The sequence below is a fragment of the Pseudomonas sp. VI4.1 genome, assembly GCF_002029345.1.
Classification (GTDB): domain Bacteria; phylum Pseudomonadota; class Gammaproteobacteria; order Pseudomonadales; family Pseudomonadaceae; genus Aquipseudomonas.
Genome location: NZ_MULM01000097.1, coordinates 1 through 23,615, shown reverse-complemented (window position 1 = coordinate 23,615; position 23,615 = coordinate 1). Strand labels below are relative to the sequence as shown.

The window sequence follows — 23,615 nt, the reverse complement described above, 5'->3', positions numbered from 1 at the left end:
CGGGGTGACAGTCTCTATCTGTGGCGACTGACACACCGCATTCGCGAGCAAGCCCGCTCCCACAGGGGGGGTGGTGACTCTGATAATCAAAGGTGCGGAAATCTGACCCACAGGTTTACAATCGGGACTCCTGATCAGGAGTATCCCTGTGCTGACTCATCTCGATTCCCAAGGTCGCGCCAACATGGTCGACGTCACCGAAAAAGCCGTGACGTTCCGCGAAGCCACGGCCCAGGCGCTGGTGCGCATGCTGCCCGACACCCTGCAAATGATCGTCAGCGGCGGTCATCCCAAGGGTGATGTATTTGCCGTGGCGCGCATCGCCGGCATTCAGGCGGCGAAGAAAACCAGCGATCTGATCCCCCTGTGTCATCCGTTGCTGCTCACCGGCGTCAAGGTCGAACTCAGTGCCGAAGGCGACGATACGGTGCGCATCGTCGCGCGCTGCAAGTTGTCCGGGCAGACCGGCGTCGAGATGGAAGCCTTGACCGCCGCCAGTGTCGCGGCGCTGACGATCTATGACATGTGCAAGGCCGTGGATCGCGGCATGACCATCGAAAGCGTACGTTTGCTGGAGAAACTCGGCGGCAAGAGCGGCCATTTCCAGGCGGATCAGCCATGAACGTCACCGTGAAGTTTTTCGCTCGTTATAGAGAAGCACTGGGCGTCGACTCGGTGAGGGTTGAAGGCGACTTCGCCACCGTTGATGACGTGCGCGCACTGCTGGTCCAGCGTGACGGTGCCGAAGTGCTGAGCGAGCAGAACCTGATGTGCGCGCGCAACGAAGACCTGTGCCAGCTCGACGAGCCGGTGAGCGATGGCGACGAAGTGGCGTTTTTCCCGACGGTAACCGGAGGCTGAGTCATGGCGATTCGCGTGCAGTCCACGGCGTTCGATCCGGGTGCTGAAGTCAACGCCATGCATGCCGCCAATGTCGGCGTCGGTGCGGTGGTGAGTTTTGTCGGCTACGTGCGCGACTTCAATGAGGGGCTGGATGTGGCCGGGATGTTTCTGGAGCACTACCCCGGCATGACCGAAAAAGCCCTCGGCAAGATCGCGGTTGAGGCGCAGCAGCGCTGGCCGTTGCTCAAGCTGGAAGTGCTGCATCGTATCGGCGCCCTGGAACCGGGCGAGCCGATCGTCTTCGTCGGCGCCGCCAGCGCCCACCGCCAGGCGGCATTCGACGCCTGCGCCTTTGTCATGGACTACCTGAAAACCCGCGCGCCGTTCTGGAAGAAGGAACACACCAGCGATGGCGCGCGTTGGGTGGAAGGGCGTGACAGTGATCATGCGGCGGCGGATCGCTGGAAGCAGTAAGTTCTGTGGCGCTTTCCAGTACGCCTTCGCTGGCAAGCCAGCTCCTACAGGTTTTGTGTCGTGCACCACCTATCATGCGATTGACACCCTGACCTGTAGGAGCTGGCTTGCCAGCGAAGAGGCCATCCGCAACACCCGATTTCCGCCTGACCCACCTCCCGACCACCTCCCGACCACCGGCCGGCACATCTTTACTCCCCCCAATTGACGCCTAATACATAAAAGTCCAGTATGGATTTATAAGTACAAAAAAGGCCTCCCCCCCGTTTCTGCTCTTTCTTCTGTCTTGCCAAACCAACAACAACCCGCGAGAGAACGAACATGAAGAAATTCCCCCTCATCACCGGTCTGGCCCTGAGCCTGTTGGCGTGCAGCACGCTGTTTGCCGCCGAGAAAACCCTGCGCATCGGTATCGAGGCGGCCTATCCACCGTTCGCATCGAAAAACGCCGAAGGCAAGATCGTCGGTTTCGACTATGACATCGGCAATGCCCTGTGCGCGCAGATGCAGGTCAAGTGCCAGTGGGTCGAAGGCGAGTTCGATGGCCTGATTCCTTCCTTGAAGGTGAAGAAGATCGACATGGCGCTGTCGTCCATGACCATCAACGAAGACCGCAAGAAGTCGGTGGATTTCACCCACAAGTACTACTTCACCTCATCGCGCCTGGTGATGAAGGAAGGGGCGGTGGTGGATGACCAGTACGCCAGCCTCAAAGGCAAGACAATCGGCGTGCAACGCGCAACCACCACCGATCGTTACGCCACCGAGGTGTTTGAGCCCAAAGGCGTCAACGTCAAGCGTTACAGCAACAACGAAGAGATCTACATGGACCTGGCGGCCGGTCGCCTCGACGCGATTTTTGCCGACACCATTCCGCTGAATGACTTCCTGACGATGCCCCGTGGCAAAGGCTATGCGTTTGTCGGGCCGGAGCTCAAGGATCCGAAATACGTGGGCGAGGGCGCCGGGATTGCGGTGCGCAAAGGCAACGCCGAATTGGTCACCCAACTGAACACGGCCATCGACGGTATTCGCGCCAGTGGTGAATACCAGAAGATTTCCGAGAAGTACTTCAAGTCTGATATCTACGGCGACTGATAGACCGCCTTCGCTGCGGTGCGGCGATCCGACAAGCCAGCTCCTACAGGGGATCTTCAGGGAACGCCAAGTTGCTGAACGACGCGGATTCCGTGTAGGAGCCGGCTTGCTGGCGAAGACGGCGGCACAGTCGATAGAAGTGGTGACTGACAGACCGCTTTCGCTGGCAAGCCAGCTCCTACATGGGGGCTGCGACGCACACACAGCCAATAGAAAATGCGTGAGCCGGCTCCGGGCGGCGTTCCGGCAAAGAGGCCTTTGGCTTATTCAAAATTCAGGACATCACCGAAATTTTAATCCCTGCTTAACCGGCCTGTCGTCTATTCCCCGATACCCACCCGTGCGCGCCAGACTCTCAAAGGTCGGGGCCAGCGTGTAGACTTTGGGCAATCGATATTCAGAAGGGAAACGCAATGAGCGAGGAAACAATGCGGTTGGGCCGGGAACGGCGCTATCTGGTGTTACTGGGCGCCATCTGCCTGGCGCTGATCGGCGGCGCGCTGTACATGCAAATCGTCCTGGGCGAGGCGCCGTGCCCGCTGTGCATCCTGCAACGCTACGCCTTGCTGCTGATTGCGATCTTCGCCTTCATCGGCGCGGCCATGCGCACCCGCCGCAGCATCACGGTGTTCGAAACCCTGGTGGTGATCAGCGCCCTGGCGGGCGTCGGGGTGGCCGGGCATCACGTCTACACCCAGTTCTATCCGACCGTCAGCTGCGGCATCGATGTGCTGCAACCGATTGTCGACGGTTTGCCGCTGGCGAAGCTCTTCCCGCTGGGCTTCCAGGTCGACGGCTTCTGCTCGACGCCGTACCCGCCGATTCTTGGCCTGTCCCTCGCCCAATGGGCGCTGGTCGCCTTTGTACTGGTGGTCATTCTTGTGCCGCTGCTCACTTCGCGTAACCGCAGAGGGTTGCGCTAAGCCCTGCTGCGCCTACTGCGTAAAAAGCCAAAAACGCCCCGGTCCTCGTCAAGAGCGCCGGGGCGTTTTGCATGGCAGAGGGCAGGCGAAAAGACCTTGATGCGCGACAAGTCGGGCGGCGGCATGTGTGCGACATGTTGTCACAGCGCAAGTGTCGCAGGACATTTCCAGGCCGTGAATTCGCGCCAGTCTACGAAACAAAAAGCCGGTTTTTCAACAGCCGGCGGCTGCGACCTTGAAACGCCCGAACAGGCAGTTTTAACAGGGCTCGGCGAATTGCCGGAGCCCTTGTCGCATAGGGGTTAGGGGCGGGTCGAAGGACGACGTAGAGCCTTCGATACTGTCTGAACTGAGCGCGGTAGACCTACTATTTTTGGTGTTTTTGTTGCGAATAAATTTCGATAACATGCCGGACTTTTGCGAAATTCGTGAATGATTGTTGCTGAAATGGATAAAAATTATTTCGGGATGAGACATGGTTTATGAATCGCTACGTCACTACAATCGCCCGCACTGAATTCCCGGCACTGCTCACCCTTACACAGGTGCACGAGCAGGAATAGGGCGTCGAGAGGCCGGATGGCTTCATGCGACTCCCAGGTGTCGGTGCCTTCCACTATCCGCACCAAATGGAATTGGTCTGTAACAAGGCCTTTGACCACGAATTCGAATAAGAACTCACCGCTGTCCCAGGATTTGTCGAGCAGCGTCTGACGCGCGACGGGCAGCCCTTATTCAATCCAAGAAAAATGCCAACCCTTGGCAGGGTGAAGTGTTGGCGATCAAAACCCAACTGCATTGCGCAAGCTGCTTTAGAGGTCGTGAGATGAGTAAAAACAGGTACCCCAGACTACTAGGCTTATTGCCGCTGATCGGCGCGTTGCTGCTGTCAGGCTGCAACATGACCTTGCTCAATCCAACAGGCCAGGTTGGCCTGGAGCAGCGCAACCTGATCATCACCGCAACGTTGCTGATGCTGTTGGTCGTGGTCCCGGTCATCGTCATGACCTTCCTGTTCGCCTGGAAATACCGCGCGACCAACACTGACGCGGTGTACACGCCGAAGTGGTCGCACTCCACCAAGATCGAGATCGCGGTGTGGGCTGTTCCAGTGCTGATCATCATTGCCCTGGGTTACGTCACCTACGTGTCGACCCACGCTCTGGACCCTTACAAGCCGCTGGAATCCGACGTCAAGCCGATCACCATTGAAGTGGTCGCGCTGGACTGGAAGTGGGTGTTCATCTACCCGGAGCAGGGCATCGCCACGGTCAACAAGATCGTGTTCCCGACGAATACCCCGGTCAACTTCAAGGTGACGTCGGACTCGGTAATGAACTCGTTCTTCATTCCGGGCCTGGGCGGCCAGATCTACGCGATGGCCGGCATGCAGACCAAGTTGCACCTGATTGCCAACCGTGACGCTGAAATGGAAGGCATCTCCGCCAACTACAGCGGCGCAGGTTTCACCGGCATGAAATTCAAAGCGATCTCAACTTCTCAGGAAAATTTCGACGCCTGGGTAAGCGAAGTCAAAAAGGCACCTAAACAGCTGGAAAAAGCTGAATACGAAGCCCTTTCCAAGCCAAGCCAGAACAACCCAGTCGAACTCTACTCCTCGGTCACGCCGAACCTGTTCCAGATCATCGTCGACAAGTACGAAGGCATGAATCCGGGCAAGCCGATGCACCACGAGAAGAAAGAGAAAGAAGTGGCCCACAACATGGAAGGGATGGACATGAGTTCGCATTCAGCTGCCGGGGCAGAGGAGTAAACGATGTTTGGTAAATTAAGTTGGGAAGCGGTCCCGTTCCATGAACCGATCGTGATGATAACCATCGCCATGATCGCGCTCGGTGGTCTGGCGCTGTTCGCTGCAATCACCTACTTCAAGAAGTGGACCTACCTGTGGACCGAGTGGCTGACGTCGTCGACCACAAGAAAATCGGCGTGATGTACATCATCGTCGCCATGGTCATGCTGCTGCGCGGTTTTGCCGACGCCATCATGATGCGTACCCAGTTGGCCATGGCCACCGAGGGTTCGCCTGGCTACCTGCCGCCTGAACACTATGACCAGATCTTCACCGCCCACGGTGTGATCATGATCATCTTCATGGCGATGCCATTCTTCACCGGCCTGATGAACCTGGCAGTGCCGCTGCAGATCGGCGCGCGTGACGTTGCGTACCCGTTCCTGAACTCCCTGAGCTTCTGGCTGCTGGTGTCCGGCGTGGTGCTGATCAACCTGTCCCTGGGCGTCGGCGAATTCGCCAAGACCGGTTGGGTTGCCTATCCGCCGCTGTCGGGGCTGCAATACAGTCCGGGCGTGGGGATGGATTACTACATCTGGGCGCTCCAGCTATCCGGGTTGGGTACGACGCTGACGGGGGTCAACTTCCTGGCCACCGTGCTGAAAATGCGTACCCCTGGCATGAAGCTGATGGACATGCCGATCTTCACCTGGACCTGCACCTGGGCCAACGTCCTGATCGTGGCCTCGTTCCCGATCCTGACCGCTACCCTGGCGCTGCTGACGCTTGACCGTTACATGGATTTCCACATTTTCACCAATGAACTTGGTGGCAATCCAATGATGTACGTCAACCTGTTCTGGGCTTGGGGTCACCCTGAGGTGTACATCCTGATCCTGCCGGCGTTCGGCATTTTCTCGGAAGTCATCTCGACCTTCACCGGCAAGAAACTGTTCGGCCACCACTCGATGGTCTACGCGTCGGGCGCAATCTCGATCCTGGGCTTCATGGTCTGGCTGCACCACTTCTTCACCATGGGGTCGGGTGCCAGCGTCAACGCCTTCTTCGGTCTGGCGACGATGCTGATTTCGATCCCGACGGGGGTGAAGCTATTCAACTGGCTGTTCACCATCTACCAGGGCCGCCTGCGTTTCACCAGCCAGGTGCTGTGGACCCTGGGCTTCATGGTGACCTTCGCCATCGGCGGCATGACCGGCGTACTGCTGGCCATCCCGGGTGCTGACTTCGTGCTGCACAACAGCCTGTTCGTGATCGCGCACTTCCATAACGTGATCATCGGCGGCGCGGTATTCGGCTACATCGCAGGCTTTGCGTTCTACTTCCCGAAAGCGTTCGGCTTCAAGCTGCACGAAGGCTGGGGCAAGGCTGCATTCTGGTTCTGGATCACCGGCTTCTTCGTCGCGTTCATGCCGCTCTATGTTCTGGGCTTCATGGGCATGACCCGTCGTCTGAACGCCACCACCAACCCTGAGTGGGTACCGTACCTGTACGTTGCCATGTTCGGTGCGGTGATGATCGCCGTCGGTATCGCCTGCCAGCTGATCCAGCTCTACGTCAGTGTGCGTGACCGCAACAAGCCAGAGAACATGTGCGAACACGGTGACCCGTGGAATGCCCATACCCTGGAATGGTCGACCTCGTCGCCACCACCGTTCTACAACTTTGCCGTGCTGCCGAAAGCCGACTGCATCGACCCGTTCACCGAGGCCAAGGAAGACGGCACCGCGTACAAGGCTCCGGCCAAGTACGAGCCGATCCACATGCCTAACAACACCGCGACCGGTGTGGTCATGGGCGCGCTGTTGACCGTGTTCGGTTTCGCGATGATCTGGCACATCTGGTGGCTGGCCATCGTCGGTCTGGTTGGCACCGTGGTGTATTTCACCATCCATGCCGCCCGCGACGATCAGGGCTACATGGTGCCGGTGGATGTCATCGAGCGCATCGAAGCCGAGCAGCACAAACGTCTGGTAGCGGCCGGGAAAGTCCCAGCCACCGCCACCCGTGTTGAAACCTCGTTGGAACAGGCTTAAACCATGTCGAACTTAGTGACCAATGCTGGACACACCCATGTCGATGGACATGGGCATGATGACCATCACCACGACTCGGGCGAGATGACCGTATTCGGTTTCTGGCTCTACCTGATGACCGACTGCATTCTGTTTGCGTCGATCTTCGCGGTGTACGCGGTACTGGTTAACAACGTAGCGGGCGGCCCGTCGGGCGCCGACATTTTCGAGCTGCCATACGTGCTGGGCGAAACCGCTCTGCTGTTGTTCAGTTCGATCACCTACGGCTTCGCCATGCTGGCGTTGTTCAAGGGCAAGAAGAATCAGGTGCTGGCTTGGCTGGGCATGACCTTCCTGTTGGGCGCCGGCTTTATCGCCATGGAGATCAACGAGTTCCACCTGCTGATCTCCGAAGGCTTCGGCCCTAGTCGTTCCGGCTTCCTGTCCGGGTTCTTCACCCTGGTCGGCACCCACGGTCTGCACGTGACCAGCGGTCTGATCTGGATGGCGATCATGATGTACCAGGTGCAGAAAAACGGCCTGACGGCCACCAACAAGACCCGTCTGAGCTGCCTGAGCCTGTTCTGGCACTTCCTGGACGTGGTGTGGATCTGCGTATTCACCGTTGTTTATCTGATGGGGACTATGTAAATGGCTAACGCACACGCCCATGACGCCCATGACGCCAGCCACGGCAGCGTCAAGTCCTACGCGATCGGCTTCATCCTGTCGGTGATCCTGACCGTCATTCCTTTCGGCCTGGTGATGTACCCGTCGCTGCCGAAAGCCATGACCCTGTGGATCGTGCTGGCTTTCGCAGTCATCCAGGTGCTGGTGCACCTGGTGTACTTCCTCCACCTGGACCGCTCCGCCGCCCAGCGTAACAACGTGATCGCGTTTGTTTTCGCAGCATTGGTAATCGTCCTGTTGGTAGGCCTGTCGCTGTGGATCATGTTCAGCATCCACACCAACATGATGGCGCACTGAGGTAAGTCCGGATGTCCTTGAAGCACTTTATCCAAATCACCAAGCCGGGGATCATTTTCGGTAACGTGCTTTCAGTGGCAGGCGGATTTTTCCTGGCCTCCAAAGGGCATGTCGATCTGGCCATCTTCCTGGCTGCGATGATCGGCACGTCCCTGGTAGTGGCTTCCGGTTGCGTGTTCAACAACTGCATCGACCGCGACATCGACCTGAAGATGGAACGCACCAAGAACCGGGCGCTGGTCCAGGGCTTGATCTCCCTGAAACTGGCCCTGGCCTTTGCGACCGTCCTGGGTGTTTTCGGCGTTGCACTGTTGTACAAGGTGGCCAACCCCTTGGCCGCTTTGTTCGCGGTAATCGGCTTCGTCATCTACGTCGGCTTCTACAGCCTGTACCTCAAGCGCAAGTCGGTCCACGGCACGCTGGTGGGCAGTCTGTCGGGGGCGATGCCGCCGGTGATTGGCTACGTCGCTGTGACCAACAGCTTCGACATGGCCGCCCTGACGCTGCTGGTGATGTTCAGCCTGTGGCAGATGCCGCATTCCTACGCCATTGCGATCTTCCGCTTCAACGATTACCTGGCCGCATCGATCCCGGTGCTGCCGGTGAAGCGCGGGATTGAAGTGGCGAAGAAGCACATCCTGCTCTACATCCTGGCGTTCCTCGTGGCGACCTTGATGCTGACCTTCAGCGGTTACGCCGGCATGAGCTACCTCGCCGTCGCCGCGGCCATGGGCATGTACTGGTTGTACATGGCCTGGACCGGCTACAAGGCAGTGGATGACACGGTCTGGGCACGCAAGCTGTTCGTGTTCTCGATCTTCACCATTACCGCGTTGAGCGTGATGATGTCGCTGGACTTCCAGGTGCCGAGTGAGTTGTTGCTGACTTACGCGCCTTAAGCGTCGGATGCTGTAAAAGAAAAACCCCGCCTTCGAGAGAAGTGCGGGGTTTTTTATTGGCGGTTTTCTGGTGGGCCGGGTTGCCGCCTTCGCGAGCAAGCTTGCTCCTACAGCAGATCGGGGTCAGCCCCTCATTCTGAGTACGGCGCTGAACTTCTGTAGGAGCAAGCTTGCTCGCGAAGGCGGTCTGACAGACGGCAATCAATGGGCAGGTAAACAGCAGAAATTTCCCACGAGGCTTTCAGGTTGTCGGTCAGAAATCACCTCTCTAACCTCGGGACGTTAGCAACTCTGGAGAGCTCAGATGACGAAGCCCCTTAGCGGCCACGTCCTCTCAACCGCCTTGGACACACTGGTCAAAACCCTTTAAATCAGGCAGATGAAGCTGCGCTTGTGAGCGCGGCCAAAGCTGTTTGGTACTCGAATTCGAATCTTGAAAGCGAAGTAACAGCATTTCTGAGCCGCCGCTCCGATGAAGTGGAGGTTAGACGCGCAGGGTATCTGCTCGAACGAATTACTCGCTTTGCCTGCGTTTCTGATCTGCGGGTATCGGATCGAAAAACCGCCCTTCGAAAGATGGGCGGTTTTTTTATTTCTAAAGCCTGGTGGGACAAATAGCGTGCGGCGAGGGACACATTTTCGTTCCGTGGGACGGTGAAGAAATATTACGCCGTCTGGTGCAACTCCTGATGTAGCTTGCTCAAGAACAACTCATCGGATAGGTCAATTTCAACAACGCTGAAAGGCATTGGAAGTGCATCCACACACAGGGCGAGCGGTATTTGGCCATTAGCAACGGACGTCAGGCATATTGAGTGACTCGAACCGACATGCCAACTAGACCTTGGTGTCTGCCGGATCAGTTTACGTAACTCTTGAGAACGCATTGAGGTAAGCATGTCCTGGCCTGAACACTTGGCATAGGCTTCGCACATGCACCAATGGCCTACGATATCGGAATCGGCTAAGGTCAGGCAGGAGCCCTCGTCGTCAAGGAATGTCTTGCGAAGATAATTGTTCAAAACGCCGCTCCTTTCCAATAGGCCCTCGCCTTCGATATCGACGCCAACCCTGCTGTTCCTTGACGCTGCAACACAGACGTACCCACAAGCATGACTCAAGCTGAATTGCAGGCTGTGCCCATCTAAATAGGGCCTGCCATTTTGTTCGATAAGAATAGGTAAATGCCGCGGCACCGAGTTGAGTAAACTGGATATCACACTGCGAAGGAGGGCTCTTCCCAGTATGAATTCCGTTTTGCTTGTTCCGTCTTTGATGCCATGGGCACGAAGCAACTCATCATCTGACAAGAGCGATTCCAAATACGAGGGCAAGCCGCAGTGCTTGAGCTTGAAAGTGGGGGCGGCTACTACGAATACATTCAGGTCAGGCATAGAGGTGTTTAGTGGTTGATGCCAATGAGCGGTAGTTCGCGCGCTGGAAGCTTGAGTTTATTGCTTTCCCTCACCGCGCACCTTGGTATAAGAAATTCCATAAGCGACCACTGCTGAGAGCGTCAGCCAGGCCGTCATGAAAATAATTGCATTTTGAAGACCAATCAAATAGATGAGTCCACTGACTATCAAGGTGCCTACGCTTCCTCCTAGTGCACCTAGCGCGCTCCAGTAACTAAATATTTTTCCGGATTTGTCATCGTCTATGTCGTGCTGAATGGCTGTGATCAGGGGGATGTCAATGACAGTAGCTGAGAGCCCTATCAACAGGCTGGCAATAAGCGCCAGTACTAAGGCAGGCATGCCTGTAAAAGAATTCACGACGAGAATGATAAGTGCCAGAGCAAGAATTATTTCTCCGCAGAACGCCAGTCTCAAATTATTCGAGATCCGTAATTTTCCAATAATCAAAGAGCTAATAAGCTCGCCGATCCCACAAGCTACCATCAGGCTGCTATAAAATGTAGCAGGTTGATTCAGTGTATTGACTGCATACAGAGGAAGCGCTATTTGCAGGGTGCCGCGCCAGGACACTGTGTAAAGAAAATAGCTGGTGATTCTTACCATTAACGCTCGATGCGTGAGTAACTCTTCCCAGCCACCGCGTAACTGTTGCAGCATGGAAAATGCAGTTCGAGCGGCAGTGCGCGTCACGTGCCCCTTGATGCTCGTCAGGGCTATTTGCGAAAAAAAGAATATTAACGCACAGACAATCAGGGCGTTGGCCGGCGCTACGTTTAGCGCGCCTGTAAAACCTACTAAACCAGCTCCCAGAAAAAAACAAGGCCAAAGCACACTTTGCACCAGTCCATTAGCGAGTATTAACTCTTTCTTTTCCACAATGCTAGGAACATAGGCTTTGCTTGCCGGTTTCGACAGAGCATAGGTGGATGTCACAACGGCGCCAATGAGCGTAAGAAAGAAGATGTCCAGAGTATTCATGAACACAAGCAACGCTAGAATCAGTACACCTGACCCACGGACTACATCACAAAATACCATCAGCTTTCTGCGATCATATTGGTCGGCAACCGCACCGCCCAAAATGCCCAAGATACCTCTTGGAAAGGTCACACAAAACGCGACGATACCCAACGTACTTGCTGACGCTCCCATCGTCAGCGCTAAAAATGTTACCAGCACTCCAAAAAAACCGTCGCCAACGCTCACCAGTACCTGGCTTAGAAAAAATCTTGTGAAGTTCGGTTGACCAAGAAGCTTTCTGTAACTTAACTCGTCCGTTTCCAGTTTTATGTCTAAAGCCATTTAAGAACATCCCAGGTTTTTTCTTAACAGCGAAAGGGTGCGGCGTTCATGAACTGCCAGCTTTTCGCATCTCGATACGATTGATCCGACATTTATGCGGCGTGTGATTTCAGCCTTGGCCATGGCGTATTTTATGACCATTGCCTCAGCAGCGATGTCATTTAAGTGGGAAGCAGCGACTTGATCCCCCAAGACACGTTCGGCAAATCTTGAAAACAAACTTCGCGACCCGGAGTATATTGAAAATGCCTCATGTATTTTTTTTGCGCGAATGCTAACCGATTCGTATGGGTTGTTCGCAATCCATTCTATTTCCGTAAGCAGTTTGTAACTATCCTCCATTGAAGATAAGTAAGTTGCGCACTTTTTAATGGCGGCGTCACGTCCGCTCTCAGTGGTGTCGATCTTGACCGGATTGAAATATCTGATCAGGCGTGCGCCATTGTTGTTGAAATACCTCTCGATGTAGCTTTTATCGTAGCGATACGTTCTCAATATAGAGGAGGGGTCATCATCAATCACCTCCCAAACGGAGTGTGCGCGTTGTCCGGATAGCACAATCGAGTGGTTAAGATGTTCCATGTGGTATTCAGGGCAATGTGGTAAATAAAATACACTGCCCATGACGATGGCGAATGGAACCTTCTCAAAGTGCTCAGTTAGATCGTCGCCCGCCGCCTCGAACGTTTCGTACGTCTTCAGGTTTTGTTGCCAGCCTGTCAAAGACAGTCCCTCGTTATCTATTGAGGGCGTCAAAAAAGCATACTTGGGTTTGTGATTCAGGATATGGTCTTCAAAAATACGGTCTGTCGAAGCAAGTGAATTATAAAATAGCAGATCGACGTCAGCGCCACACTTGTCCAGAAATACGACGGCTTGTCTTCGCCAACAATCCAGAAAACGCCTGTCATAATGTTCAGTGTCATAGGGGAATGGCTGGCTTTCGATGTCCAATGTTTTCTGATTAAGCGCCATGGGCTAATGCTTCCATCAAAAACCTCCACGAAGATATTTTTATTCCGTCGAGCTTCGCTGCGTTGATTTCCAGCCAGCCGTCAAGCACCTTGAATAGAAGCGTACTTTCATTATCTATCCAGGTCTCTGGGCTTTCATTCAATGTGGCGTTTGCCGGCGCCACGCTTGCTTCGGTGACAAAAATTATATTGCCTTCCAGGGATAACCGTGCACCCGTAGCTCGGCCACACGCTCTGATGATACTAAGGTTCTCCGATACGGTTTTTAGTTTGCTTAAACTCCGTTCCCCCAATGAAGGAAATCCTATCGTAGTGGCAACGTTTTCATCCTGCTTTCTTGCCATTGAATTCCACTGGCTTCGATTTTCGATAACATGGGGCAGGCCAGCGAATATCTTCTTTATCACCTTTAACCACACCGAACTGGCACAGTCCGTGGGAGTTACTTTTATGGATGCTTGTTCAATGATATCGCCTTGGTCAAACACCTCGGTCATGAAATGATAAGTCACGCCTACGTGTTCTTCGCCATTTTTCAGAGCATAAAAAATCGGTGCTCCTCCGCGATATTCAGGTAACAGGGAAGGGTGGATGTTAATCATGCCGTACTTGCTTAATTCCGAAAGTGATGCATCTAATTTCGAAAGGTAAGTCATTACAAGAATCATGTCAGGTTGGAAAGTCACCAAGGCCGCTCTTAACCTCTCGGCGGACTCAACAGGCTCTATATGTTGGGCGTCACCCTCCCATTCTTTACAGGCAGATTGCGAGGCAAAAACCATCAGGTCTTCAGGCTCAGTAATGCCCTGTAAGAGAGGGACCAATGACAATCCCTGTATCCCACATATGTAGGCGATGCGACAAGTCATGCTAATTCTACCGAGCCGTATTTTTCGCGAAGCAAGTTGATTGTTTGCCGAGGTGTAGCAAAATTGCTCATGATCAAATCCTCCTCGTCGAGTTCGAAGTTGAGTTCGTTCTCCAGCATGGCAATGATTTGGATGATTTTTATAGAGTTGACCCGCATTTCGGATAGGGATGAATCCATATCGACCGTCAGCGCAGAACCTATAACGTTCCCGATGACCCGAAATACGGTTTCTTGAATAAAGTCCATAGCACAATGTTCCTTTTTTAGATTCCGTTACGCATTTTTTAGTTTTTCAGGCCAGTTACGATTATCAGGACCATACTGTTCATGCAAAGCTGCACGCCATCGATCAATTCCGAAAGCTACACAGCCAGAATGCAAAAAGTTTTTTTCATCATTGGTGACTTCAAACTTTTCACATAACGTATCCTGGCAATTGTTGAACGACGCTATGGAACTCGCGTTGCCGTTGGCAGAAATGAATTCCAGTTCGTACTTTGCGTCCGCCATTAATTGCACCGCGCCTTTGGTTTTCATGTCGTCATAATGAAAAAAGGGATCGCGAGCGGTCACGACCTGACCATAAAGACCAAGCGAGCAAAAAAGGTCCCAGATTTCATCCATGAAGCCCAGTCGCTTGCTTTCCACGTACGCTTGGCTGCCCATGAACACTATTTCACGCATGGTGAATTCGTTGCGACGGAAGGTGTTGAGTCGCCACTGAATCTCATGTCGAAAGCATCGCCCCTTCAACGTAAACATGATTTCCGATTGCACGGTTTGCTGGGTTTCTGCGTAACAGTGGTAGCAAACACATGGCTGTAAGAAGGCGCCATGATTCTGAAATAAATTAGCAGGAATGGTCGATGACTGGGATTCGCGAATTTCTTTAATCAGGGTGTAGTTATGGGGTATTTGCGTGACACCATAAACATTCTGCGGGAAATTTTTATGGTAGCCATTTCTTTCCATTATGTCAGCTGTATAAATCGATGCATATTCCCGCACCTGGGCACCGTGACGAACCGCTACTTCAAGCAGTAACCTGTCTATGGCCTCCATCAGGCGTACATCATTTCCATCGTAATAGTCTGCGGAGTTGTCAGGGTATTTGGCCTTGGATTCGCCATTCGGGCGCGCATGGACTTTTAATGTTTTTTGAGCAGATATTTTCGAAACCAGCAAAGCGTCGATGAGTTCGTCCAGATCAACGTTGATCTTGTCCCGCTCTGCCAAATCTTGAGTGTCAATATCGATTAGTGTGGCGTGCTCACGTTCGAGGTATTTAACACATTTCACCGATTCGCTGATGTACGGAATGCGCTCCAGCAACTCACTCAGTCGCCCGTTCATTATTTTGGCGGGTAGTGCCGCTTTTATTTGGTTCAAGTCGCTGCTTGAAATCTGCTTTGCAAACATATTCATTTTACATCCACCGTTGTTTGTAAGATATTACGCCGAGTTTTTCTTTGGCCAGAATTTCATACGTTACATCGCGTTGTGGTGGATGAAATTGCGCAGCTTTTATATCCTTGAAGATACTCGATAACGGATTTTCATTTGACAGGCTGTTGATTCCGGTTATTTTCATGGCGCTTGAAACTAACAGCTCTGACTCGCGGGCGATGACTTCCTTGGCAATGAGACTGATTCTGTTGACGTTTAAATCTACATCCTCCTTGCTGGCCAGAAAATCATCCAGCACGGAGCAGAAGGAGCGCATCTGCGACTCCATGACTTCCATTGAAATCAGCATTTCAGCAATTGAAAACTGCACGCCGGGGTACTTCGCCAGGACATTGCTTCCGTTGGGTGGGCGTTTTGTGCTGGCGGTATTGATTGCCAAGTCGAGTACTTGACGCGAGATGCCGAGATACACGCAGCACACGTTAAAACGGAACAGGTAGCCTTGGATCGCCAGCGTAGATATAGGGGTGTTCTCGTCACAGATTACAAACGCATCAGGACAAAATGCGTTATCAAATTTTACACTGTTGCTGTGAGTATCCTGCATGGCAACGCTGTTCCAGTCCTCAACAACTGAAACGCCCTCGCCATTTTTGCTTAACATCAACGCAATGACACCAAGGTCGTTCCCCGAGTAGTTTTCGACCATGCAGTACACTGGCAGGTAAGAAACAAAAGGCTCCAGCGATACAAATTTCTTTAACCCCGTTACTCGATACCCGCCTTCGACTTTTCTGGCCCTGATGGGGTACGTTTCTATGTTCAACTGACCAGGTGTCAAAAAATACAACCCCGGCTCGTTTAACGAGCCCATCAAATGACCATGAGTTGATACATCGTCGAGGACGCTGGAGAACGTTTCTCCCTGGCGTGTGGCGATGCCCCATAACGTATAAAGATGCATGGACAGGCTCAGGGCAGACGATGCATCCAATTGCGCCAGATTCGCAATCACAGCCATGTACTCTGCTGCCGTCATATTGTGAAAAATAACCGGGAGCGAATGGATTTTTAGTTCGACCAGTTTTTCAATCCGTTCTTTAATAGGAAGGTGGGCGATGTTCAACTGTTGTAGTTGATCCAGCAGATGTGAAATCTGAGGTCTGATGCGGCTCATGCTCTATGCCTTTTTCAATGATGTGCGTGGATCCCCAGACTTGGAAGTCCATCGAAAATTTGATGTTTCGTGTTTGTCGCGCACGTGAATTTTGCGAGCAAGTGCTGTGCTCGACGTTAAATGTTCGGAGCGTGGAATTACATTACTTAAATACCATGCTCAACAGGACAAGCACGAGGAGACTTATATACACAATCGCGTGAATGCGATCCGGCGTCTTCCCGATCAATGGGGTCGCCAGCCGGATGCCAAACACAGCCCCCAGCGTTAATATACCAAACGCGAGAAGATCGACATAACCGAGGTATCCGGCTCCAAAGTCGTAACCTCCAACTTCCGCTACCAGTACGTATGTCACTGTTCCTGCCAGCGCTACCGGTAGACTAAGAGGATTGGCCATTGAGGTGGCCTGAGTCATGCTCAAGCCGCAGCGCCGAAGCAAGGGAACCGTCATGACACTGCCGCCGACCCCGAGGACAGTTGCAATGGCTCCAATGCCCATGCCGCCCGGTATCGTGGCGAGTTTGCTCAGCTCTTTGGGTTGGTTGTTTGCTATTTGCTCAATGAAGCCACGGCGGAACAGACAATCAACAATAGTGATCGCTAAATATACTACGAACGCCATGCGTAACATTTCGCTATTGAACAGCTGCGCGGTAATAGCTCCGGCAATTGCCCCGAGACCAATGTAGCCGGCAAGAGGCCACAGATAAGGCATTAATAGAGTGCCGGAACGCGCATGTTTTCTTGTACTAATGGATGCATTTACAATCATGACGCAGGTAGAGGTAGCCACAGCAATATGCATTGCTGACTGGGCGATGATGTCATCGGCACCATGCATGGCTAACAAAACCCGATAGAGGACAGGCACTATTACAAAACCGCCCCCAAATCCGAATAAAACGGTGGTGACGCCTGCAAAACAACCAAAAAAACCCAGCAAAATATAGCTCATTACGCTTAATCCAATAAGAATCGCGGCGTAAGATAGGTCACTCGATTGCGAGCGGCTTGAGCATTTGAGCCAACTATGTTTGAGTTTCAGCCACTTTCCGATAAGACATCCCATGCGAAACATTCCGATCCACGTGCTGGATGCTACCCCTCGCTCCGTTGTTGCCATCGGATCCGACTATCCCGATGGATTTTTGCATCCCAGCCATACCCATCGGCGCGCACAGCTCCTCTATGGCGCCAAAGGGGTAATGAAGGTCGTGACAAAGGGTGGCAACTGGATCGTTCCACCCCAGCGTGCAGTGTGGATCCCGCCGCAGGTTGCGCATGAGGTGCTGTACTTTGGGGTGAGTACCAGAAGCCTCTATATTGAGCCCGCTTCCATTCCTTCAACCAGAACCGACTGCCAAGTCATCAGCGTCTCTCCGTTGATGCGCCAGTTGCTGATGGAGTCCGTAGACGTACCGCTTGAATATGAAGAACAGGGCCGGGATGGCGCGTTGATGAGTCTTTTGTTACATGAATTGGCCCGGGCCACAGAATTACCTTTTCATATCCCGCTGCCGATTGATCCGCGTTTATTGTCCCGGTGCCAGGCATTTCTTCAGATGCCCGACATTCATCAATCGCCCCAAGACTGGGCGCGTGACCTATATATGAGTGAGCGCTCGTTCAGCCGTCTGTTCCGCGAGCAGACTACGATGAGCTTCGGTCAGTGGCGTCAGCGTGCCTGCGTTGTCCTTGCATTGGCAAGGTTGTCCGCCGGAGCATCCATTACACGGATAGCCCTTGATTTTGGGTATGAAAGCCCTGCTGCGTTTTCAACAATGTTTCGTAGGATATTGGGGCAAGCCCCAACAGCCTATCTGGACAATTTCTAGCCTCGACAGGGGGGTGTCAGCTGTCGAGCAATCGCAAGAACCGCTCGCGCACCTGGGTGTTATCGCTGTGAGCGACGTTGAAGCGCAGGTAGTGGCTCGCATCCGGCGCCTTACTGAGCAACGTGCCGGGCGCCAGCACCAGATCGATCTCCAGGCCTTTCCTCGCCAGGGTTTCGGCATGATGCCCTTCCGGCAATCGTGTCCAGATAAACAACCCTTCATGGGGCAGCGATGACACCGAGCAACCGGCCTCCAGCAGCCAGCGCGTCACCCGACTGCTCGACTCGTAGAGCCGGTCCACGGTGCGCCGGGTGTGTTTGGCATAACTGCCATCGCTGAGCATCGTGCAGATAATCTGTTCCGCCAATTCCGACGTCATGCCACCGCAGGTCATTTTCAGGGTGATCATCCGTGCGGCCAGTTGGGGCGAAAGCACCGCATAGCTGACCCGACTGTTGGCCGTCAGGGTCTTGGAGAAGCCAGACACGTAACTGACGTTGTCCAGCCCGCCCGCGGCCAGGCGTGGCGTCATGCGTTGCTGCATGTCGCAATACAAATCGTCTTCAAGGATGTGGAAACCGTAACGGTGGCTCAACTCCAGCAAGCGATAAACCTGTGCCGGAGAGAACGAGTGCCCGGTCGGGTTATGCAGGGCGTTGTTGGTCATGTAGAGCACGGGACGATGGGCGATCAGCAATTGCTCGAAGGCCTCCAGGTCCATGCCGTCACAATCCCGGGGGATGGTGATGACCTTGGCTCCGTGCAAGGCCAGGTTGGCGTGCATGGTGAAGTAACAGGGGTCGTCGAGCAGCACTGTATCGCCGGGTTTGACCAGCAGGCGCATCAGCATGTCGATGGCTTGCACGGTGTTGGCCGTGGTGATGATCTGGTCTACCGGCACTTCGATGCCGTGGGTCGACAGCTTCACCCGCAACGCCTCGCGCAGTGGCAGGTAACCGCCGGCAACGCCGTATTCGCCCATGCGCAGGGAGGTTGCGCGCAGGGTGCCGCGCACGGCTTTAAGCAACTCGTCGGCCGGCAGCCACGAGGATGGCAGGAAACCGGCGCCGGGGCGCAGCGCGCCATTGTCCAGCAGCACCGCGCGGCGAACCACGCTGAGGGTGTCTTGAGGTTGCAGGTCGGGGCCGGCATCGGCCTGGATCGGCAGGCTGGAACGGTGCACGAAATGCCCCGAACCCTGGCGTGACACCACCAGTCCCTTGGCCCGCAGGCGGTCCAGGGCATCGACCACCGTGGACTTGCCGACGTTCATCAAATCGGAGAGTTCGCGAATCGGCGGCAGCCTGGAGCCGTGGGGCAGGCCGCCCTGGCTGATCGCAGCGGTCAGCTGATCGACGATCTGCTGCACCAGCGGCGCGCCGGGCTGGAATTCGATGGCGGCGATGACTGCGCGTTGAACCTGCATTTTACTGGTCTCTCCGACAGTAAAGTTCGTTTGATTCTATACGAACTTGCCCTGATCAGAACAAGCCTTCGTCTCTACCATCACCTTACAGACTTTCCGGATTGTCGGTGCCTTTTGGCCTTGGCGATCGCTGGTTCCAGAGGTGTTGCATGAGTGTTCAAACAACGGTCGCCGTCGCCAAACCGGTGATCAACATCCGCCTGTTCACGATCAGGATCATCACCGCGGTGTCGCTGTTTGCCGTGCTGGGCAAGGCCAACGTGTGGCTCGACACTGCCACCAACAGCATTCTCGCCCTCGGTTATCGGGCCTTGTTGTTGCTCCTGCCCCTGACGTTGCTGGTGCTCGGCCGGCGCTCCCTGAGCGTCACGCTGTTGTGCGCCGCCCTCGGGCTGGTGCTGTTGGCGGTGACCAGCAACCAGGGCATGGTGATGTTCGCCGCGGCGTTGTTTGCCTATGGCATCGCCATCGCCGGTTACCTGATCAAGAGCGAAGCGGCCCAGACCAAGGAAGGTGCAGCCTACAACCGGGTCGCCATGAACATGGGCAGCCTGCTGGCAGGGATGATCCTGCTGTCGCCGCTGCTGACCCCGACCATGTTTTTCCTTGGCGCCGCGAGTTTCGTCCTGCTGTGCCTGCCGATCGCCATGGGCGCCACCTTCACCACCCAAACGGTGGCGGCCAGCCCGGCTGCCCACGATGGCAGTGGCTGGCGCAACAAACTGCCGTGGGTGATCGCCGGGATCATCATGGGGATCAAGCTGTTCGGCGTGTTCTCGATCCTGCCCCAGGCGATCCTGCTCGAGACCGGTGAGTTGCCGGCCTGGTATGGCCTGATGCTGATCCTCAACAGCGCAGTGGTGGTGTTCGCCCAGGTGCCGGTGATGAAGCTGATCGAGCGCACCGGGCGCTTCAAGGTGATCGCGGTGATCGGGATCATCATCGGCGGCTTTGCGGTGCTCTCGTCACCGGCCGCCTTCCACGTCGAGACCCTGGTTGGCGCGTTGATCTGGGTGGCGCTGCTGTCCGTCGCCGAATGTGCGTTCAGCTACCTCGATTACTTCTCGGTCAAGCAGAACAACATGTTCGTCAAGGAAGTATCCCTGGGCGTCGGCGCCGGGCTGACGGTGCTGATCATGCGGGTCGTGCCGGCGCCGTACAACGCCCTGATGCTGGCCGCCATCGGCGCGGGCGGGATGCTGGCCTGGTACTGGCTCAACCGTAAATCCAATGCGTCGCTGCAGGACTGAGTGATCGCGTTTTGCGTTTTTTCTTCACAGGTCGGGTGCTTCATGAATACGACGTCTTGCGTGGTAGTGGTCGGGTACAACGGCAATCGGGTTCACGATATCCAGAAGCTGCGCGACCTTTGCCGAAAGCGCTATAACGCCCGGTTGATTTTGCTGGTCGAGCAGATTCAGCCAGATGACGATCAGGTGGCGGATCACGTGTGTTGCACCTCCCTGGCGCCGGACGATGTGGCGGACTCGCTCGAACTGGTGGCGGGTTGCCTGGCGGCAGACCGCTGGAAGTTGATCGGGGTGCTGCCCTTTTCCGATCGTGGCGTGCTGCTGGGCGCGGCGCTGGCGACCTATTACGGCTTGCCCGGCATCACCCCCGGCGCGGCGCGGGCGGGGCTGGATAAACAGATTTTTCGCCAACTGGAAGCGACGGCGCGCACGTCGCCAGATCATTACCGAGCGGTGTTTTCCGCCCGGATCGAAAGCCTGGGCGAGTTGCGCCAGCGGGTCGTCGAACTCGGCGGCCGAGCCTTCATCAAGCCTGCTTGCGAAGGCGCGAGCAGAGGCTGCCGGGTCATCCGTCATCCGTCCGAATGCGATGAGGCGTGGCTGGCGCTCAAGCCCTACCGCGAAGGCGGCATCGTCCTCGAAGAACTGATCCAGAACGCCCGGGAATACAGCTGGGACTACGTGGCCGGCAGCACCTGGGTGACCGAAAAAACTACCACCGAAGGTGCCTATCGCGCGGAAATCCAGCAAGTGGTGCCCGCACCCTTGACGACTGAGGTGCAGGCGCGCCTGGCAGCAGCCGGCCAGCATATGTCCGGCCTGGTTTCGCTGGACAACGGCGCTTACCACAACGAAATTTTCCTGCGCAGCGACGGCCTGACCTCGGCGGTGGAAACCAACATGCGCCCTGGCGGCATGCACATCTGGGACCTGGCCCGCCTGGCCTTTGTCGACTTCGATCCCTGGGAGCGCTGGGTTCGATGGGCGGTGGAGGGCAAGACCGACCATCACGACCCCGTCGCGCGGGGCTTTTGCGGTATTCGTCTGCTCCGCGCCCCGGCCGGCGGTCTGTTGCGCTACGTGCCGGACATCGAGTCGCTGGCCCGGGAACTCGATATCAAGCTGGTGGAAGCGGTGTACGCCAAGCGCCTCACGGATTCGGTGACGGCATTGGTGAAAGACAACACCTCCTTCATCGGCCACATCGTGTTGTTCAGCGAGGACTACGGGCAGCTCAGTGCGAATCTGCTGCGTCTGGCAGAAGCGATCGAGTCACGCGTCGAGGTCACCTGCCTGGCAGCGCCGTCGAGAGCAGTGGGCTGAGCCGTCGGCACGATGTTGTTCGCATTATTGAGCATGAGGGTTGGTAAATGATTGAGCACATGAGCTGTGATGAACGTTTCATCGCCCTGGCAAAAGAACTCGGCTACGACATCTATGGCGAGAACACCGCCGGTGGGCATTATGCTCCGCTGGTTCGGCATCATGACGAGCTGTACGTCAGTGGCCTGGTGCCGCGCATGCACGGAGAAATGCAGTATCCCGGCAGAGTCGGGCTGGAGCTCAGCCTGACGGATGCGCAATCGGCCGCCAGTATCAGCGCGATGCGCGGGCTGGCGCTGATCGTCGATGCCATTGGTTCGCTGGATAAAATCAAGTCGCTGATACGGATAACGGTCTATGTGAAATCCACCGCGGATTTTGTCGACCTGAGCGAAGTGGCCAACGGTGCGTCGGATGTATTCAGCCATGTCCTGGGGGAGGCGGGTAAACATACTCGAACGACCGTGGGTGTTTATCAACTGCCAAAAAATGCCGCGGTAGAAGTTGACATGATCGCAGCGCTGAGACCCTCGGTTTTATAAAAGTGGGTCATGCGGCTTTACAGCGTTGAATGGTTGGCCTAAGGTTCGGCCATTCAAGTTGACCCAACAAGTTGGAACTCACGGATGAATAACGTTCAAGGTGCGTTTTTTTCATATAAAGACTTTCGCCAGAGTTTGCATCAGCCGCCGCTCGGTGCTCGGGTATGGACGGCGGATGAACTTGCAGAGGTTCGCCAGCGTCTCGAGACCAGCGAAGTCGATATTGTCGCGCTGGCCCATGAAAAAACTATCGAAGGTTGCAAGTTGACGCCAGGCATGGCGGTGTCCATGCAATGGTTGAAACCCGGCACGGCGCTGAACGGCCACGTACATGCCTGGTGGCATCTGTTCATCATTCAGTCCGGCAGCGGCGCGTTGACCTTGGGCGATGCCGATGAAGTCAGCGTCAGCCCGGGCGACGTGTTGCTGGTGCCGGCCTGGACCCGGCACGGCTTCGTCAACACCGGCACCACCGAACCGCTGGCCATGCTGAACTTGAGCAACATGCCGCAAATGGAGCTGCTCTCCAGTTCAGCCATGGCCTGATCACCCGCCCGCCGTTATTTCCCCCCGCTGCACACCAGGGAGTCCGCGTTCGCTGACTCCCTTTTTCGTTTCTGCGACCCACCACCTTAACCCTCCTGGCGAGCTGCTTTTTTCACTGTCTGTATCGATGCAAACAGATAATTTCTGTATCTGTTCAGCGCCCGATCAACTAACTAGGATCGCTTCCAAGGCAACGGATTAATACGGTTAATGCAAGGGAGCGTTCTATGGAAAGTACCAGTTTTACATTGTATCTCGGCGCAGATTTTGTCAGTGCTTTCGCAATGTCGGCATTTGTGGCGCTAAAAGAAAAACAACTTCCGTTTGAACTTGTTATGCTGGATTTAAAGGCGCGTGTTAACTATCAAGCGAGTTATCGTGATGTATCGCTGACCTGTAAGATTGGCGGCCTCAGGTTCCAAGTGCAACAGTCAGTTGATAATGTTGAGCCGATTGGTTGCCAGCAGTTGCAGATGATCCGTCAACACTTCAACAGGGAATTTCCAGCCCAATGTCTGACGAGGTCGGGTG

General features: G+C 55.0%; 24 protein-coding genes and 2 pseudogenes. 17 read left to right on the top strand and 9 right to left on the bottom strand.

The window, feature by feature from the left end; all coding sequences use genetic code 11:
* Positions 1-148: 148 nt before the first annotated feature.
* The 11 genes and pseudogenes from moaC to BZ163_RS35395 all read left to right on the top strand — a co-directional run bounded on the left by moaC (position 149) and on the right by BZ163_RS35395 (position 9,628).
* Positions 149-622 (top strand): cyclic pyranopterin monophosphate synthase MoaC, encoded by a 474-nt coding sequence (gene moaC, locus BZ163_RS04800; RefSeq protein WP_064679623.1) that lies wholly within the window; start codon positions 149-151, stop codon positions 620-622.
* The gene (locus BZ163_RS04795) at positions 619-861 is read left to right on the top strand and encodes a MoaD/ThiS family protein (RefSeq protein ID WP_128869981.1); all 243 of its coding nucleotides are present in this window, start codon (positions 619-621) and stop codon (positions 859-861) included. The genes moaC and BZ163_RS04795 overlap by 4 nt, the downstream gene beginning before the upstream one ends.
* A gap of 3 nt (positions 862-864) precedes the next feature.
* Positions 865-1,317: a molybdopterin synthase catalytic subunit MoaE gene (gene moaE, locus BZ163_RS04790; RefSeq protein WP_128869980.1), complete on the top strand. Its 453-nt coding sequence runs from the start codon at positions 865-867 to the stop codon at positions 1,315-1,317.
* Positions 1,318-1,638: 321 nt separating this feature from the next.
* Positions 1,639-2,415: an ABC transporter substrate-binding protein gene (locus tag BZ163_RS04785; RefSeq protein WP_128869979.1), complete on the top strand. Its 777-nt coding sequence runs from the start codon at positions 1,639-1,641 to the stop codon at positions 2,413-2,415.
* Between the two features lie 413 nt (positions 2,416-2,828).
* On the top strand, positions 2,829-3,338 hold the full coding sequence (locus BZ163_RS04780; protein WP_128869978.1) for a disulfide bond formation protein B: 510 nt from the start codon (positions 2,829-2,831) through the stop codon (positions 3,336-3,338).
* 826 nt (positions 3,339-4,164) lie between these two features.
* Positions 4,165-5,112 (top strand): ubiquinol oxidase subunit II, encoded by a 948-nt coding sequence (gene cyoA, locus BZ163_RS04770; RefSeq protein ID WP_128869977.1) that lies wholly within the window; start codon positions 4,165-4,167, stop codon positions 5,110-5,112.
* A 3-nt stretch (positions 5,113-5,115) separates the two neighbouring features.
* A pseudogene (gene cyoB / locus BZ163_RS04765) lies at positions 5,116-7,145 on the top strand (cytochrome o ubiquinol oxidase subunit I).
* A gap of 3 nt (positions 7,146-7,148) precedes the next feature.
* Complete coding sequence (locus BZ163_RS04760) at positions 7,149-7,775, top strand: cytochrome o ubiquinol oxidase subunit III (RefSeq protein ID WP_128869976.1); 627 nt, start codon at positions 7,149-7,151, stop codon at positions 7,773-7,775.
* Positions 7,776-8,111, top strand: a complete 336-nt coding sequence (gene cyoD / locus BZ163_RS04755) for a cytochrome o ubiquinol oxidase subunit IV (RefSeq protein WP_128869975.1) — start codon at positions 7,776-7,778, stop codon at positions 8,109-8,111.
* Between the two features lie 11 nt (positions 8,112-8,122).
* On the top strand, positions 8,123-9,010 hold the full coding sequence (cyoE, locus tag BZ163_RS04750) for a heme o synthase (protein ID WP_128869974.1): 888 nt from the start codon (positions 8,123-8,125) through the stop codon (positions 9,008-9,010).
* A 393-nt stretch (positions 9,011-9,403) separates the two neighbouring features.
* Positions 9,404-9,628 (top strand): hypothetical protein, encoded by a 225-nt coding sequence (locus BZ163_RS35395; protein ID WP_256578944.1) that lies wholly within the window; start codon positions 9,404-9,406, stop codon positions 9,626-9,628.
* A gap of 47 nt (positions 9,629-9,675) precedes the next feature.
* Here the strand turns inward: BZ163_RS35395 and BZ163_RS04740 are convergent, their stop codons facing one another.
* The 8 genes from BZ163_RS04740 to BZ163_RS04705 form a co-directional block, all read right to left on the bottom strand.
* Positions 9,676-10,404, bottom strand: coding sequence for a 4'-phosphopantetheinyl transferase superfamily protein (locus BZ163_RS04740; RefSeq protein ID WP_128869973.1), 729 nt, complete (start codon positions 10,402-10,404; stop codon positions 9,676-9,678).
* A 57-nt stretch (positions 10,405-10,461) separates the two neighbouring features.
* The gene (locus BZ163_RS04735; protein ID WP_128869972.1) at positions 10,462-11,730 is read right to left on the bottom strand and encodes an MFS transporter; all 1,269 of its coding nucleotides are present in this window, start codon (positions 11,728-11,730) and stop codon (positions 10,462-10,464) included.
* A complete protein-coding gene (locus tag BZ163_RS04730) occupies positions 11,731-12,705 on the bottom strand; it encodes a hypothetical protein (RefSeq protein ID WP_128869971.1) in 975 nt (324 codons plus the stop codon).
* On the bottom strand, positions 12,695-13,528 hold the full coding sequence (locus BZ163_RS04725) for a formyltransferase family protein (RefSeq protein ID WP_168187311.1): 834 nt from the start codon (positions 13,526-13,528) through the stop codon (positions 12,695-12,697). Before BZ163_RS04725 ends, BZ163_RS04730 begins: the two co-directional genes overlap by 11 nt.
* Before the next feature lie 41 nt (positions 13,529-13,569).
* A complete protein-coding gene (locus BZ163_RS04720) occupies positions 13,570-13,821 on the bottom strand; it encodes an acyl carrier protein (protein ID WP_128869969.1) in 252 nt (83 codons plus the stop codon).
* A gap of 27 nt (positions 13,822-13,848) precedes the next feature.
* The gene (locus tag BZ163_RS04715) at positions 13,849-15,000 is read right to left on the bottom strand and encodes an aminoacyl--tRNA ligase-related protein (RefSeq protein WP_128869968.1); all 1,152 of its coding nucleotides are present in this window, start codon (positions 14,998-15,000) and stop codon (positions 13,849-13,851) included.
* Position 15,001: 1 nt separating this feature from the next.
* Positions 15,002-16,159 carry an acyl-CoA dehydrogenase family protein gene (locus tag BZ163_RS04710; RefSeq protein ID WP_128869967.1) on the bottom strand — a complete coding sequence of 386 codons (1,158 nt, stop codon included), beginning with the start codon at positions 16,157-16,159 and terminating at the stop codon, positions 15,002-15,004.
* Positions 16,160-16,301: 142 nt separating this feature from the next.
* Complete coding sequence (locus BZ163_RS04705; protein ID WP_128869966.1) at positions 16,302-17,117, bottom strand: sulfite exporter TauE/SafE family protein; 816 nt, start codon at positions 17,115-17,117, stop codon at positions 16,302-16,304.
* Between the two features lie 112 nt (positions 17,118-17,229).
* Between BZ163_RS04705 and BZ163_RS04700 the strand changes: the two genes are divergently transcribed.
* Complete coding sequence (locus BZ163_RS04700) at positions 17,230-17,997, top strand: helix-turn-helix domain-containing protein (protein ID WP_128869965.1); 768 nt, start codon at positions 17,230-17,232, stop codon at positions 17,995-17,997.
* A 16-nt stretch (positions 17,998-18,013) separates the two neighbouring features.
* Here the strand turns inward: BZ163_RS04700 and BZ163_RS04695 are convergent, their stop codons facing one another.
* A complete protein-coding gene (locus tag BZ163_RS04695) occupies positions 18,014-19,423 on the bottom strand; it encodes a PLP-dependent aminotransferase family protein (protein WP_128869964.1) in 1,410 nt (469 codons plus the stop codon).
* Between the two features lie 149 nt (positions 19,424-19,572).
* Between BZ163_RS04695 and BZ163_RS04690 the strand changes: the two genes are divergently transcribed.
* The 5 genes and pseudogenes from BZ163_RS04690 to BZ163_RS36340 form a co-directional block, all read left to right on the top strand.
* Positions 19,573-20,673 (top strand): hypothetical protein, encoded by a 1,101-nt coding sequence (locus BZ163_RS04690; RefSeq protein WP_128869963.1) that lies wholly within the window; start codon positions 19,573-19,575, stop codon positions 20,671-20,673.
* A 42-nt stretch (positions 20,674-20,715) separates the two neighbouring features.
* Positions 20,716-21,996: an acetyl-CoA carboxylase biotin carboxylase subunit family protein gene (locus BZ163_RS04685; RefSeq protein WP_128869962.1), complete on the top strand. Its 1,281-nt coding sequence runs from the start codon at positions 20,716-20,718 to the stop codon at positions 21,994-21,996.
* A gap of 47 nt (positions 21,997-22,043) precedes the next feature.
* Positions 22,044-22,538, top strand: coding sequence for a RidA family protein (locus tag BZ163_RS04680; RefSeq protein ID WP_128869961.1), 495 nt, complete (start codon positions 22,044-22,046; stop codon positions 22,536-22,538).
* Positions 22,539-22,622: 84 nt separating this feature from the next.
* A complete protein-coding gene (locus tag BZ163_RS04675; protein WP_128869960.1) occupies positions 22,623-23,084 on the top strand; it encodes a cupin domain-containing protein in 462 nt (153 codons plus the stop codon).
* Between the two features lie 227 nt (positions 23,085-23,311).
* Positions 23,312-23,488: pseudogene (locus BZ163_RS36340) on the top strand (glutathione S-transferase); the annotation flags it as partial.
* Positions 23,489-23,615: the final 127 nt, after the last annotated feature.

Coding starts and splice junctions, on each gene's coding strand:
- BZ163_RS04740 (WP_128869973.1), bottom strand. CDS start 10,404: ATGCCTGACCTGAATGTATTCGTAGTAGCCGCCCCCACTTTCAAGCTC.
- BZ163_RS04705 (WP_128869966.1), bottom strand. CDS start 17,117: ATGAGCTATATTTTGCTGGGTTTTTTTGGTTGTTTTGCAGGCGTCACC.
- BZ163_RS04710 (WP_128869967.1), bottom strand. CDS start 16,159: ATGAGCCGCATCAGACCTCAGATTTCACATCTGCTGGATCAACTACAA.
- BZ163_RS04730 (WP_128869971.1), bottom strand. CDS start 12,705: ATGGCGCTTAATCAGAAAACATTGGACATCGAAAGCCAGCCATTCCCC.
- BZ163_RS04685 (WP_128869962.1), top strand. CDS start 20,716: ATGAATACGACGTCTTGCGTGGTAGTGGTCGGGTACAACGGCAATCGG.
- BZ163_RS04700 (WP_128869965.1), top strand. CDS start 17,230: ATGCGAAACATTCCGATCCACGTGCTGGATGCTACCCCTCGCTCCGTT.
- moaE (WP_128869980.1), top strand. CDS start 865: ATGGCGATTCGCGTGCAGTCCACGGCGTTCGATCCGGGTGCTGAAGTC.
- BZ163_RS04780 (WP_128869978.1), top strand. CDS start 2,829: ATGAGCGAGGAAACAATGCGGTTGGGCCGGGAACGGCGCTATCTGGTG.
- BZ163_RS04785 (WP_128869979.1), top strand. CDS start 1,639: ATGAAGAAATTCCCCCTCATCACCGGTCTGGCCCTGAGCCTGTTGGCG.
- cyoD (WP_128869975.1), top strand. CDS start 7,776: ATGGCTAACGCACACGCCCATGACGCCCATGACGCCAGCCACGGCAGC.
- BZ163_RS04680 (WP_128869961.1), top strand. CDS start 22,044: ATGATTGAGCACATGAGCTGTGATGAACGTTTCATCGCCCTGGCAAAA.
- BZ163_RS04795 (WP_128869981.1), top strand. CDS start 619: ATGAACGTCACCGTGAAGTTTTTCGCTCGTTATAGAGAAGCACTGGGC.
- BZ163_RS04760 (WP_128869976.1), top strand. CDS start 7,149: ATGTCGAACTTAGTGACCAATGCTGGACACACCCATGTCGATGGACAT.
- BZ163_RS04690 (WP_128869963.1), top strand. CDS start 19,573: ATGAGTGTTCAAACAACGGTCGCCGTCGCCAAACCGGTGATCAACATC.
- BZ163_RS04675 (WP_128869960.1), top strand. CDS start 22,623: ATGAATAACGTTCAAGGTGCGTTTTTTTCATATAAAGACTTTCGCCAG.
- BZ163_RS04735 (WP_128869972.1), bottom strand. CDS start 11,730: ATGGCTTTAGACATAAAACTGGAAACGGACGAGTTAAGTTACAGAAAG.
- BZ163_RS04695 (WP_128869964.1), bottom strand. CDS start 19,423: ATGCAGGTTCAACGCGCAGTCATCGCCGCCATCGAATTCCAGCCCGGC.
- cyoE (WP_128869974.1), top strand. CDS start 8,123: ATGTCCTTGAAGCACTTTATCCAAATCACCAAGCCGGGGATCATTTTC.
- cyoA (WP_128869977.1), top strand. CDS start 4,165: ATGAGTAAAAACAGGTACCCCAGACTACTAGGCTTATTGCCGCTGATC.
- BZ163_RS04715 (WP_128869968.1), bottom strand. CDS start 15,000: ATGAATATGTTTGCAAAGCAGATTTCAAGCAGCGACTTGAACCAAATA.
- BZ163_RS04720 (WP_128869969.1), bottom strand. CDS start 13,821: ATGGACTTTATTCAAGAAACCGTATTTCGGGTCATCGGGAACGTTATA.